This window comes from Caulobacter sp. GW821-FHT10A06 (assembly GCF_059415805.1).
This window is the reverse complement of sequence record NZ_JBWKNY010000002.1, coordinates 301,595-314,228: the sequence shown is the minus strand read 5'-3', so window position 1 is coordinate 314,228 and position 12,634 is coordinate 301,595. Positions and strand designations below refer to the sequence as shown.

Genomic DNA, 12,634 nt, shown 5'->3' with positions numbered 1-12,634 from the left:
CTCCTCAGCTCAAGCGGCAGCGCCGCACCCACCAGTCGGGTCGCATCGTCTCGAGGCGTTCGGCCAGCCCCTCGGCCTCGATGTCGCTGGCACACAGGGCGAAACAGGTGGCTCCCGAGCCGGACATCCGGACCAGCAGACTTTCGGGCTCCTCGCGCAGGACGTCCAGCACCTCGCCGATGCGGGGCTCCAGCGCCACGGCCGGCGCCTCCAGGTCGTTGCGGGTGGCCACGGAGAGCCAGGCGGCGACCTCCTCGGCGCTTTCCAGGTCGGACGGCATGAACGGCCGCTCGGCGCCGTCCGGATGCACGGCGGCGTCATAGGCGCGATAGACCGCACCCGTGGGCGACGGGACGCCGGGATTGACCAGCACGGCGTTCAACTCTGGCAGCATCGGCGCGGGCGACAGGATCTCCCCGCGCCCCTCGGCCATCAGCGCCGTGGCCCGCAGGCAGGCCGCGCCGTCCGCGCCGAGGCCGGCGGCCAGGGGCTCCAGGTCGTCGTCAGTGAAATGCGGCGCAAGGGCGTCACGTAGCAGCTTCAGGGCCGCGCCGGCGTCGCTGGAACCGCCGCCCAGGCCCGCCGCGATCGGCAGGCGCTTGTCCAGGATCAGCCGGTACGGCGGAACCGGCCCGCCCAGCTTGGCGTGGAAGGCCCGCGCGGCGCGGACCACCAGGTTGTCGCCATCGGCCGGGATCGCCCCGCCGAACGGTCCCGAGGTCTCGAAGGCCGGCGCGTCGCTGGGCTGGATCGCCACCTGGTCGCCGACATCGGCGAAGACCATCAGGCTTGAGATCGGGTGATAGCCCTCGGCGTCCGGCCCGCCCACGTGCAGGAACAGATTGACCTTGGCGGGAGCAAAGGCTGACAGCCGCATGATCTCTCTGACTCAGCTGGAACGACGGATCATCCGCCGATAGCTCAGTTGTGCGCCACCGTCGACTTGGTCGCCGCCGCGCCCGTCGGACCCAGGCCGTTCTTCAGCTTGGCCTCGGACTCGACCTTCTGCTTGTCGTCGGGCTCCAGGCTCAGGACCCGCTGCCACTGGAACCGCGCCTCGGTCTGGCGCCCGACCTTCCAGTAGGCGTCGCCCAGGTGCCCGTTCACGTCCGGATCGCCCGGCTCCATCTCGACGGCGGCTTCCAGCTTCTGGACGGCGGTCTTGTAGTCGCCCAGGCGGTAATAGGCCCAACCGAGAGAGTCGAGCATGGCCCCCGACTGCGGTCGCGCCGCAACGGCCTTCTGGACCATCCCTAAGGCCTCGGCCAGGTTCTCGTTGCGGTCGATCCAGCTGTAGCCGAGGAAGTTCAAGAGCTCCGGCTCGTCCGGATTGGCCTTCAGCGCCGACTTCAGGTCGCGCTCAGCCTCGGGCCAGCGCTTGGCCTGCTCCAGGGCCACGGCGCGCAGATACAGCAGCCGCCAGTCGGGCGTCTCGGTCTCGCGGGCGATGATCGGGTCGAGCACGGCCACCGACTCGTTCCACTGGCCGCCGGCGCGCAGCAGATCGGCCAGGGCCACGCTGGCGTCGCGGTCGCTAGGCGCGGCGGCCGAGGCGGCCTTGGCCACTTCCAGCGCCTTGGCCTTGTCGCCGATGTCGTTCCAGGCCCAGGCGGTCTTGCTCTGGGCCGAGGCGTAATGCGGCGAGCCCGGCTGGACGTGGGCATAGGCCTCGATCGCGCCCTGCGGGTCCTCGCTCTGGTTCAGCAGGTCGCCGACCAGCACCCACGCCTCGTCGCGGGCGGGGTCCAGGCGCAGGGCCAGACGCAGATAGGCCAAGGCGAACTGGGTCTGGCGCTCGCCGGCGAAGGTCGCGGCGCAGGCCACCAGGCCCTCGGCCGCGCCCTGGCGGATGGTCGGCAACGCCGGCGGCGCGCCCTTGGCGGCCGCGCGGGCGCGGGCCCGCAGCAGGCCGGTGTCGCTCGGAGCCGTACGGAGAGCGTTGTCGTACAGGACCACGGCGTCGGCGTGACGCTTGCGGCGCTCCAGGAACGCCCCGTAGTCGAGGGTGAAGATGCTGGCCGTGGCGGCGTTGGCGACCAGGGCCTTGTAGTCGGTCTCGGCCTCGTCATAGCGCTTGGCGCGCTCGAACAGGCGGGCCTGGCCCTGTTGGCCAAAATATTGGACCAGCTTGTCGGTGCGCAGGGTCGGCTGGACGATCGCGCCTTCGCTATCGCCGGCCGCGGCGGCGGCCCACGGCCCCAACAGCGCGGCGGCCTGCTGGTGCGGGAAACCCGGAGCCTGGGTCTTCAAGAGAACTTGGGCGTCCTTGCCCTTGCCGATGGCGAGGTTCTCGACGACGCGGGTCAGCACGCCCAGGCGCTTGACCGCTTCGGTGGCGTCCGGGTCGGTCGGGGCGACGGCGGCGGCGCGGGTGATCTCGCCGGCCAGCAGCAGCGCCGTGAACGAGCGCTCGCCCAGCACGCCCGGATCCTCGCCCAGCACCGCGGCCGTGCCGAAGTAGCCGGCCGCTTCCTTGCTCTTGCCGTCGCGCAGCGCCGCCTGCCCCGCCAGGAACTGGCCGTACGAGCTGCGGGTGTCGAACAGCGAGGAGTTCATGCTGGCCGGGCCGCGCAAGGTGACCGAGCTGGGCGCGGTCGAACAGGCGGTCAGGACCGAGACGGAAACGCAGGCGAGAAGGACTTGAATACGCGTCATCCGCCTACCCTCGACGCTTTCGATGCGGCCCGCAAGAAAAAGCCTCCCGACCAGATGGTCGGGAGGCTTTGCTCTTACATGTTCGGATAGTTAGGTCCGCCGCCGCCTTCCGGCGTGGTCCAGACAATGTTCTGCGACGGGTCCTTGATGTCGCAGGTTTTGCAGTGGACGCAGTTCTGGGCGTTGATCTGGAAGCGCGGGTCCTGGCCTTGCTCGTTGTAGAGCACCTCGTAGACGCCGGCCGGGCAGTAGAGACGGGCCGGCTCGCCGTACTTGGGCAGGTTGACCGAGATCGGGATCGACGGGTCCTTCAGCTTCAGGTGCGCCGGCTGGTCTTCCTCGTGGTTGGTGGCCGACAGGAACACCGAGCTCAGCTTATCGAAGCTGATCACGCCGTCGGGCTTGGGATAGACGATCGGCTCGAAGTCTTTGGCCAGGCCCGTCGAGGCCGCGTCGGTCTTCTCGTGCTTCATGGTGCCGAAGAACGAGAAGCCGCCGAAGAGGTGCGTGCACCACATGTCGAACATGCTGACCGCGCCGCCCAGGGCGGTGCCGAACTTGCCCAGCATCGGCTTGGCGTTGCGGACGACCTTCAGCTCCTTGGCCACCCACGAGTTGTCGTAGGCCGTCTGGTAGGCGGTCAGCTCGTCGCTGGCGCGGCCGGCCTGCACAGCCTCATAGGCGGCCTCGGCGGCCAGCATGCCGGTCTTGACGGCGTTGTGGCTGCCCTTGATGCGCGGCACGTTGACGAAGCCGGCCGAGCAGCCGATCAGCACGCCGCCCGGGAAGGTCAGCTTCGGCACCGACTGGTAGCCGCCCTCGGTGATGGCCCGCGCGCCGTAGGCGATGCGCTTGCCGCCTTCCAGGTACGGACGCACGCCCGGGTGCTGCTTGAATCGTTGGAACTCGTCGAACGGCGAGATCCACGGGTTCTTGTAGTTCAGGTGCACGACGTAGCCGATGGCCACGTAGTTGTCCCCGAAGTGATACATGAAGCTGCCGCCGCCGGTGTTGTTGTCCAGCGGCCAGCCGGTGGTGTGCTCGGCCAGGCCGGGCTGGTGCTGCTCGGGCGGGACCTGCCACAGCTCCTTGATGCCGATGCCGTACTTCTGCGGCGACTTGCCGGCCGACAGGTCGAACTTCTCGATCAGCTGCTTGGCCAGCGAGCCGCGCACGCCCTCGGCGATGAAGACGTACTTGCCGTGCAGCTCCATGCCCGGCTGGAAGTCGGGCTTGTGGTGGCCGTCCTTGGCGATGCCGACGACACCGACCACGACGCCCTTTACCGAGCCGTCTTCGTTCCAGACCAGGTCAGAGGCCGCGAAGCCTGGATAGATCTCGACGCCCAGCTCCTCGGCCTTGCCGGCCAGCCAGCGGGTCAGGTTGCCCAGCGAGGCGATGTAGCAGCCGTGGTTGTGCATGAACGGCGGCATGGCGAACATCGGCAGGGACATCTCGCCCTGCGGACCCAGCAGCTTGAAGCGGTCCTTGGTGACCGGCGTCTCGAGCGGCGCGCCCAGTTCCTTCCAGTTCGGGAACAGCTCGGCCAGACCCTTGGGATCGATCACCGCGCCCGACAGGATGTGGGCGCCGACTTCCGAGCCCTTTTCCAGCAAGGCCACCGAAATCTCGGTCCCGGCCTTCTCGGCCAGCTGCTTCAGACGGATCGCGGCGGAGAGCCCGGCGGGACCGCCGCCGACGATGACGACGTCGTACTCCATCGACTCGCGTTCGAGGTCTTCGCTCATAAGGTCTCCCGATCGGGCTCGGCCGCCCGTCTTATGACTGTTTGAATCAGAGCTTATCCAAACGTGACGTAGTGGCGGTCAAGCGCCTAGCGTCTCTTTTTTGCTGCATCGCAGCGTGGAGCCCAGTCTTATTCCGCGCTAAGACGGTCTCATGAGCCTCGCCGCCGATCAACGCGCTGTCGAAAGCCTGCTGGCCTTCTGGGCCGATGCGGGCGTCGAGGCCCTGTACGCGGACGCCCCGATCGACCGCCTGGCCGAGGGCGCGGCCATGCTGCGCGCCAAGAGCCAGCCGCCGCCTCCGGTGGCCGTCGCGCGGCCGGTGATGGTGCGTGGGCCGGACGTCGGCTCGGCCGTCGCCATGGCCAAGGCCGCCGCGGCCGCCTGTGACGATCTCGAATCCCTGGCCGCCGCCATCGCCGCCTTCGACGGCTGCCCGCTGAAGACCCAAGGCGCCAAGCAAGCCGTGTTCTCGCGCGGCGCCGCCGACGCGCCGCTGATGATCATCGGCGAAGGCCCCGGGGCCGACGAGGACGCCCAAGGCCAACCGTTCGTCGGCCGGGCCGGCAAACTGCTGGACCGCATGCTCAAGGCCGCCGGCCTGGAAGACCGCGTCTTCATCACCAATACCGTCTTCTGGCGCCCGCCGGGCAACCGCACGCCCACGCCGCAGGAGCAGGCGACCTGCGCCCCCTTCGTCGAGCGCGCCATCGCCCTGGTCAAACCCAAGATGCTGATGCTGGCCGGCGGTGCCTCGGCCAAGTCGGTCCTGAAGCGCGAGGAAGGCATCCTGTCGATGCGCGGCCGCTGGTTCGAATGGGTCTCGGACGACAAGTCGATCGAGCTTCCGGCCATGCCGACCCTGCACCCGGCCTTCCTGCTGCGCACGCCCGCGCAGAAGAAGAAGGCCTGGCAGGACCTTCTGACGCTGACCGAGCGACTTGATCGCCCCGAGCGTCCGCACTAAAATAACGCCAATTGGTGGGAATGGGGGACGCGCGCCTGCGGGGGAGCGCGGATCACTTTTGAAGCTTTGGGCTCGCCCTCTGGCCGTTTTGTCGGCCGTTCTGCTGTGCGCGACGGCCTCCGTCGCGCATGCGGGCGCCCTCGACCCTTTGACTCCAGAAGACGTCCGCGCCTATCGCGCCGCCTTCGCCGCGACCGACCGCGGTGACTTCGACGCCGCTGAAGCCGCCCTGGCCAACGCCCGTGACCACAGCCTGGTCGGCCGCCTGGCCTTCGCCAAGGTCATGCACCCGAGCCGCTACTCGGCCAGCTATGACGACCTGACGGGCTGGCTGAAACGCTACAGCGACGAAGCTGGCGCCGACCGAGTCTATGCCCTGGCCATCAAGCGCAAGCCGGCCGGCAAGCGTATCGCCGCCGCGCCGATCCCCGAGCTGTTCATCGGCGACGACACCGCGCCGCCGCCCGCCGACAAGGGCCGCGCCTCGCGTGAGGCGTACTACTCCGGCGATGTCCAGAAGGCGCTGAGCCTGGCCATCGCCGGCGGCGAGACCTGGATCGCTGGTCTTTCGGCCTATCGCCTGGGCGACTATCGCGCCGCCCAGGCCTATTTCGAGCAGGTCGCCCACGACCAGAACGAGGACGAGTGGCTGCGCGCCGCCGGCGCCTTCTGGGCCGCCCGCACCGCCAGCCAGGCCGGCCACGGCCGTGACGCCCAGACCCTGCTCAGCGAAGCCGCCCGCTCGCCCCACACCTTCTACGGCATGATCGCTCTGCGCCAGCTGGCCCTGGCCGGGGTCACGCCGACCGAAGAGAGCTTCGACCCGATCGCCAGCCTGCTGACCCGCGCCAGCTATGCCGGCCCGGACACCGCCTCGCTGGACCGCCTGGTCAGCAACGATCCCCGCGCCCGCCGCGCCACCGCCCTGGCCCAGGTCGGCCGCTGGCGCGAGGCCGGCATGGAGCTGCGCGCCGGCCTGTCGCTGGCCGACACCCCGGAACTGCGCGACGACTGGACCGCCCTGGCCCTGGCCCTGAACGCCAACGCCCCGCTGAACGCTGGCCGCCCCGTGCGCCGGGTCGGCGGCGAGGACTATCCCCTGCCCCCGCTGGATCCGGTCGGCGGCTTCACCATCGACAAGGCCATGGTCTACGCCCTGGTCCGCCAGGAAAGCCGCTTCGACCCCATGGCCGTCTCGGCCGCCGGGGCCATGGGCCTGATGCAGGTGCGCCCGTCCTCGGCCGCCGACGTGGTGGGCGACGACAAGCTCTTGGCCGACAACAGCCCGCTGTTCGACCCGGCCTATAACCTGCGGGCCGGCCAGGACTACTTCACCTGGCTGATGGACCGGGGCGTCAAGAGCCCAGATCTACTACGCGCCGTGGCGGCCTATAACGGCGGCCCGGCCACGCTGAACCGCACCGCCGCCCAGCTGGGCGCCGACTGCGACACCCTGCTGCTGATCGAGAGCCTGCCCTTCAAGGAGACCCGCAACTACGTCGAGAAGGTGATGGCTAGCTACTGGACCTATCGCCGGCTGATGGGTGCGGAGAACAAGACCCTGGACGCCGTGGCGTCGGGCGCGCGGACGGTGGATTTCCGGCTGGATCCGCAGGTGGCGGCGCCGACGAGCATTGATCAGCTGATGACGTCGCTGGCGTCAGCTCAGCCTTAAAACCCTAACCGACTATCCCCGCGAAAGCGGGGATCCATGCGGCTTCTCAGCCTAGCGGCACGGCTTCGAATTCATCCCCCCGCTCAGCTTGGATCCCCGCTTTCGCGGGGATGATCGGATTGGGGTAAAGCCTCAGTAGTCCAACCGCTTGGCCCGCAGAGCCTTCGCGATCGCCTTCTCGTCACCACCGCTCGTGGGCCAATCCAGCCGCCGCACCAGCACCCCGTGCAGACGCGGCGACAGCTTGCTCAGCATCCCGCCGGGAACGGTCAGAACCGCCGGCGCCCCTGCCCCGCCGGCCAGGTGCTTCTCGATCGGCTCGCGCCATCCCTCGCGCAGCGCTGGAGCCGACCGCAACGTCAGGACCCAGTCGCCCCGCGCGACGGCCGCGCCGGCGGCCAGGCGGTCGCCAGAGGCCGTCACCAGCCGCGCCCCGCTGTCCTCGGCCAGGGCGTCCACGCCAGGCTCGCCATCGGCGACCAGGATCACCTCCTTGACCAGACCGTCCACGGCGGCGGGCACCAGCATGGCCATCTGGGCGGCGAGGCCGGTCAGGTCTTCGGAAGCGATTAGGACGACGGAGATCATGGCCCTGCTTGGGCTAGCGGCGGCGATGCGGTCAAGGCCTCGCGTGGCCCTCGTCCTTCGACAGGCTCAGGATGAGGACCAATTCAGCCTCTCAGTAGAAACCTCATCCTGAGCCTGTCGAAGGACGAGGTTGCGGCCCCTCAGCCGAACAAATCCATCTGCCCACTACCCCCCAACCGCGGCGGCGTGAACTGGCTCGCATCGAGCGGCGTCCACGGCTGGTCCAGCCCGAACTTCTTCACCGCCAGATGAAACCTCTGCCGCAGCACCTCCGCCACCGGCCCGTCGCCGACCATCCGCTCGCCCCAGGTCGAGTTGTTCACCTCGCCCTTACGGATCTGCCTCACCAGGGACATCACCCGTCGCGCCCGGTCGGGGTGATCCGTCTGGAGCCATTCCTCGAACAGCTGGGCGATCTCGCGCGGCAGGCGCAGGGCCACATACCCCGCCCCGCGCGCACCGGCCTTGGCGGCGGCTTCCAGCACGGCCTCGACCTCGTGGTCGTTGAGGCCCGGAATGGCCGGCGCGAACATCACCGTCACCGGCACGCCCGCCTCGGTCAGCCGCCGCACCGCCTCGATCCGCTTGCCCGGTGTGGCCGCGCGCGGCTCCATGCTCCGGGCCAGGGCCCGGTCCAGGGTGGTGATCGAGATCGCCACCCGCGCCAGCTTCCGCTCGGCCAGCCGGCTGTAGATGTCGAGATCGCGCAGCACCAAGGCCGACTTGGTGATGATCGTGAACGGGTGGCTGTAGCGCTCCAGCACCTCGATCACCTGCCGCGTCACCCGCAGCTGCTTCTCGTCGGGCTGGTAAGGATCGGTGTCGCCACCGATATGGATCGTCGCCGGCTTGTAGCTGGGCTTGGCCAGCTCCTTCTCCAGCAGCTCGCCCGCGTGCGGCTTGAAGAAAATCTTGCTCTCGAAATCCAGGCCCGGCGACAGGCCCAGATAGGCGTGGGCCGGGCGGGCGTAGCAATAGATGCAGCCATGGCTGCAGCCGCGATACGGGTTGATCGAGCGGTCGAAGCCGACGTCGGGGCTCTGATTGCGGGCGATGATCGTCCGCGACTTCATGGCCTGCAGCTCGGTCTTCAGCTGCTTGGGCTCTTCCTCCTCGCCCCAGCCGTCGTCGAACGCCTCGCGTTCCTGGGCCTCGAAACGCCCGGTTCGATTGGACTTGGCGCCCCGCCCTCTTGGAGCCGGCGCCGATTTCACTGCCTCGGCCATGACGCGATTATGCGCGCCATTCGGAACAAAACAAGAACTTCATTTCAGCAGGCAGAACTGCGCCAATCCGTCGCAGCCCGTTCACCACCCGGCTCAACCTTTGGAAAGCTCCTTTGGACGATCCTGAACACCTGACTGCGCAAAGGTTTGCGTGGCCAAGTTGGAAGCGTTGAATGTCCGAACACGACCGCCTCGCCGCGCTCGTCTCCTACCGGGTTCTGGATACCGCGCCCGAGCCGGTGTTCGACGACATCACGCGCTTGGCCGCCCAGCTTTTCGACACCCCGATGGCCACGGTCTCGCTGATCGATCGTGAGCGGCAGTGGTTCAAGTCCAAGCACGGCCTGGACGGCTGCTCGACCCCGCGTGACCAGGCCTTTTGCGATCATGCGATCCGCCTGCCGCCGCACGAGATCATGGTGGTCGAGAACGCCACTCAGGACCCCCGCTTCGCCGACAATCCGCTGGTCACTGGCGATCCCAAGGTCCGCTTCTATGCCGGGGCGGTGCTGACCACCGCCGAGGGCTACAATCTGGGCACGCTGTGCGTGATCGACGACAAGCCTCGTCCGGCCATCACCGACGCCCAGAAAACGCAGCTGAGGGTGCTGGCCAGCGCTGTCGTCGCCCAGCTGGAAAAGACCCGCTACGAGCGCCGCCTGCAGGAGGAAAGCCGCCTGCTGCAGATGACCGAGACCATCTCTGGTGTCGGCCACTGGCGCGCCAACCTGCTGACCGGGGCGATCCACTGGTCGGACGAGGTCTACAAGATCTACGGCCTGACGCCGGAGACCTTCACGCCGTCGTCCGACAACTGGCTGGACCTCTATCACCCCGACGACCGCGTCGCCGCCCGCGCCGCCTTCGGCCGGGTCGTGAAGGGCGAGCCGCTGGTCGAGCACCAGCTGCGCCTGATGCGCGCCGACGGCGAGGTCCGCCAGGGCCTGGGCCGCGCCACCTGCGAATATGACGAGACCGGCAAGGTCGTGGCCGTCTTCGGCGTGCTGGAGGACGTCACCGCCCGCAACGCCGCCTTCGAGGCCCTGCGCCGCAGCGAGAACCAGCTGCGCGCCAGCGAGGCCCATGCCCGCAAGGTGGTGGCCAACGCCTACCAGGCCATCGTCACCATCGACGAGGCCGGCCAGGTCACCGGCTGGAACCGCTTCGCCGAGCAGACCTTCGGCTGGACGGCCGAAGAAGCGATCGGCAAGCGCCTAAGCGACTTCATCATCCCCGAGGAACACCGCACCGCCCACAACCGGGGCATGGCCCGCTTCCTGCGCACCGGCGAGAGCGCGGTCATCGACCAGCGCATCGAGGTGCCGGCTCAGCGCAAGTCCGGCGAGACCTTCCCGATCGAACTGGCCATCAGCGGCGCCGAAGGTCCGGACGGCTGGGCCTTCACCGCCCTGATGCACGATATCTCGGCCCGCAAGGCGCAGATGGAGATTTTCGAGACCTCGTTCGACCACGCCGCCGTCGGCATGGCCCTGGTCACGCTGGAAGGCGGCTTCCACAAGATCAACGACGCCTTCTGCGGCATTGTCGGCTATTCGCCCGAGGAGCTGCTGGCGACCGACTTCCAGACCATCACTCACCCCGATGACCTGGAGAAGGATCTCACCCTGCTGCAGCAGCTGCTGGCCGGCGAGATCTCCACGTACGGCATGGACAAGCGCTACCTGCACAAGGATGGCCGCCTGGTCTGGGTGCACCTGTCGGTGTCGCTGGTGCGTGGGCCGGACGGCGCGCCCAAGCACTTCATCGCCCAGGTCCAGGACCAGACCGCCCGCATCGAGGCCCAGGACGCCCTGGAGCGCCAGACCCTGAGCTTGGCCGCCATGGCCGAGCAGCTGGCCGTCGCCAAGGACGTGGCCGAGGACGCCGCCCGCGCCAAGGCCGAGTTCCTGGCCACCATGAGCCACGAGCTGCGCACCCCGCTGAACAGCGTCATCGGCTTCGCCCGCCTGCTGACCGACAGCCGCGAGCTGACCTCGGCCGACCGCCGCAACGCCGAGCGGGTGCGTTCGGCCGGCGAGGGCCTGAACGTCCTGATCAACGACATCCTCGACTACTCCAAGCTGGACGCCGGGGCCGTGGCGCTGGAGGCCAAGCCCTTCAGCCTGGACGACCTGGTCTCCGATACCCTGGCGATGGTCGAGCCTCAGGCCTCGGAACGCGGCGTGTCCCTGCGCCGCGCGGGCCGCACCGCCGGCTGGGTCGAGGGCGACGCCTTCCGCCTGCGCCAGGTGCTGCTGAACCTGCTGTCGAACGCGGTGAAGTTCACCAAGGACGCCGCCGTCAGCGTCGAGGTCACGCCGCTGGACGCGACCGCCGGCCGCCGTCGCCTGCGTGTCTCGGTGATCGACGAAGGGGTCGGCATCGCGCCCGACGCCCTGGGCCGCCTGTTCACCCGCTACGCGCAGGCCGACGACTCGATCTCGCGCAAGTTCGGCGGCACCGGCCTGGGCCTGGCCATCTCGCGCGAGCTGGTCGAGCTGATGGGCGGGGTGATCGGCGTCGAGAGCACGCTGGGCGAAGGCTCGACCTTCTGGTTCGAGATCGACTTCGCGATCGCCGCCCCGATCGTGTCGGTCGGCGCGCCAAAGGCCCTGCGCCGGTTCGAAGGCCGCCGCGTCCTGCTGGTCGACGACACCGAGCTGAACCGCGAGCTCTTCAAGGCCCTGCTGGAGCGGCGCGGCTGCGTGGTCGGCCTGGCCGCCGACGGCGCCGAGGCCGTCGCCGCCCTCGAGACCGCCCGCTACGACCTCGTCCTAATGGACGTGCACATGCCGGTGATGGACGGCCGCGCCGCCACCCGCGAGATCCGCCGCCGAGGCCTGACCGACGCGCCAATCCTGGCCCTGACGGCCGGCGGCACGCCCGATCAAATCGCCGCGTGCAAGGCCGCCGGCATGACCGACTACCTGCTCAAGCCCTTGTCGGAGCAGCAGCTGGAGCAGGCCCTGGCCCAGCACCTGCTGGGCGACGATGCGCCCGCCTCCTCGCCGGCCGATGAGCTAGACGACGAGCGCCAGGCCCGCGACGCCCTTGAAGCCCTGATGGGCGCCGAGGCCAGCCTGAAGATGGCCCGCCTGCTGCGCGGCCAGCTGGGCGCTGTCCTGCACGATCCCGCCTCGCGGACCCTGAGCGAGGAAGCCCACACCACCGCCGGCTCGGCGGGCCTCTTGGGCTTCATGCGCCTGTCGGGCGCGGCGCGGGCGCTGGAGGATTGCCTGCGCGCCGGCGAGCCCTCGGCCAACGCCTTCGCCGCGGCCCGCACGGCGGCGGATGCGGCCGAGCGGGTTCTGGCGACCTGGATCGCCCGCCTGGAGGGCGTCCTCCCGCAAGAGGTCGCCGCCTGATGCCGAACAGGATCCTCATCGTCGACGACGACCCGATGATCAGGCACTTCGTCGACCTGGTGCTGACGCAGCAGGGCTTCAAGGTGGTCACCGCCGCCTCGTCCGACACGGCCATGCAGCTACTGGGCCGCGAAGGCTTCGCCTTGGTGCTGCTGGACATCAACATGCCCGGCATGAGCGGCCTTGACGTCCTGCGCCTGATGCGCGTCCGCCCCGGCCGGCCGAAGATCCTGATGATGACCGCCCATCGCGATCCGGCCACGATCATGAAGGCCCTGGAGCAAGGCGCCGACGGCTACCTGGCCAAGCCGTTCAAGCCGCAGGACCTGCTCAAGCGGATAGAGACCGTCCTGAAGGGCTCCGCGCCGGCCAAGACGCCGGAGCCCTCGAACGACGAGCTGATCCTGGACTAG

General features: G+C 69.1%; 9 protein-coding genes. 4 read left to right on the top strand and 5 right to left on the bottom strand.

The window, feature by feature from the left end:
* Positions 1–4 precede the first annotated feature (4 nt).
* The 3 genes from AC07NF_RS05390 to AC07NF_RS05380 form a co-directional block, all read right to left on the bottom strand.
* On the bottom strand, positions 5–877 hold the full coding sequence (locus AC07NF_RS05390; RefSeq protein WP_494628358.1) for a 4-(cytidine 5'-diphospho)-2-C-methyl-D-erythritol kinase: 873 nt from the start codon (positions 875–877) through the stop codon (positions 5–7).
* Between the two features lie 44 nt (positions 878–921).
* Entirely contained in the window at positions 922–2,655 is a 1,734-nt protein-coding gene (locus AC07NF_RS05385) for a tetratricopeptide repeat protein (RefSeq protein WP_494628360.1), read from the bottom strand.
* 74 nt (positions 2,656–2,729) lie between these two features.
* Complete coding sequence (locus AC07NF_RS05380) at positions 2,730–4,403, bottom strand: electron transfer flavoprotein-ubiquinone oxidoreductase (protein WP_494628362.1); 1,674 nt, start codon at positions 4,401–4,403, stop codon at positions 2,730–2,732.
* A 151-nt stretch (positions 4,404–4,554) separates the two neighbouring features.
* Between AC07NF_RS05380 and AC07NF_RS05375 the strand changes: the two genes are divergently transcribed.
* Together AC07NF_RS05375 and AC07NF_RS05370 are read left to right on the top strand one after the other, a co-directional pair.
* On the top strand, positions 4,555–5,367 hold the full coding sequence (locus AC07NF_RS05375) for a uracil-DNA glycosylase (RefSeq protein WP_494628364.1): 813 nt from the start codon (positions 4,555–4,557) through the stop codon (positions 5,365–5,367).
* 10 nt (positions 5,368–5,377) lie between these two features.
* Positions 5,378–7,042 (top strand): lytic transglycosylase domain-containing protein, encoded by a 1,665-nt coding sequence (locus tag AC07NF_RS05370; RefSeq protein WP_494628683.1) that lies wholly within the window; start codon positions 5,378–5,380, stop codon positions 7,040–7,042.
* A 132-nt stretch (positions 7,043–7,174) separates the two neighbouring features.
* Here the strand turns inward: AC07NF_RS05370 and AC07NF_RS05365 are convergent, their stop codons facing one another.
* Both AC07NF_RS05365 and AC07NF_RS05360 read right to left on the bottom strand, forming a co-directional pair.
* Positions 7,175–7,630: a cell wall biosynthesis glycosyltransferase gene (locus AC07NF_RS05365; protein WP_492810053.1), complete on the bottom strand. Its 456-nt coding sequence runs from the start codon at positions 7,628–7,630 to the stop codon at positions 7,175–7,177.
* A 140-nt stretch (positions 7,631–7,770) separates the two neighbouring features.
* The gene (locus AC07NF_RS05360) at positions 7,771–8,856 is read right to left on the bottom strand and encodes a PA0069 family radical SAM protein (protein ID WP_494628366.1); all 1,086 of its coding nucleotides are present in this window, start codon (positions 8,854–8,856) and stop codon (positions 7,771–7,773) included.
* A 173-nt stretch (positions 8,857–9,029) separates the two neighbouring features.
* On the opposite strand from AC07NF_RS05360, the gene AC07NF_RS05355 reads away from it, so the two are divergent.
* Entirely contained in the window at positions 9,030–12,221 is a 3,192-nt protein-coding gene (locus AC07NF_RS05355) for a PAS domain S-box protein (RefSeq protein ID WP_494628368.1), read from the top strand.
* Positions 12,221–12,634, top strand: a complete 414-nt coding sequence (locus AC07NF_RS05350; RefSeq protein WP_494628370.1) for a response regulator transcription factor — start codon at positions 12,221–12,223, stop codon at positions 12,632–12,634. Before AC07NF_RS05355 ends, AC07NF_RS05350 begins: the two co-directional genes overlap by 1 nt.

Excerpts from the sequence above, each read along its gene's own strand:
- AC07NF_RS05390 (WP_494628358.1), bottom strand. The coding sequence starts at position 877 with ATGCGGCTGTCAGCCTTTGCTCCCGCCAAGGTCAATCTGTTCCTGCAC.
- AC07NF_RS05385 (WP_494628360.1), bottom strand. The coding sequence starts at position 2,655 with ATGACGCGTATTCAAGTCCTTCTCGCCTGCGTTTCCGTCTCGGTCCTG.
- AC07NF_RS05380 (WP_494628362.1), bottom strand. The coding sequence starts at position 4,403 with ATGAGCGAAGACCTCGAACGCGAGTCGATGGAGTACGACGTCGTCATC.
- AC07NF_RS05375 (WP_494628364.1), top strand. The coding sequence starts at position 4,555 with ATGAGCCTCGCCGCCGATCAACGCGCTGTCGAAAGCCTGCTGGCCTTC.
- AC07NF_RS05365 (WP_492810053.1), bottom strand. The coding sequence starts at position 7,630 with ATGATCTCCGTCGTCCTAATCGCTTCCGAAGACCTGACCGGCCTCGCC.
- AC07NF_RS05360 (WP_494628366.1), bottom strand. The coding sequence starts at position 8,856 with ATGGCCGAGGCAGTGAAATCGGCGCCGGCTCCAAGAGGGCGGGGCGCC.
- AC07NF_RS05355 (WP_494628368.1), top strand. The coding sequence starts at position 9,030 with ATGTCCGAACACGACCGCCTCGCCGCGCTCGTCTCCTACCGGGTTCTG.
- AC07NF_RS05350 (WP_494628370.1), top strand. The coding sequence starts at position 12,221 with ATGCCGAACAGGATCCTCATCGTCGACGACGACCCGATGATCAGGCAC.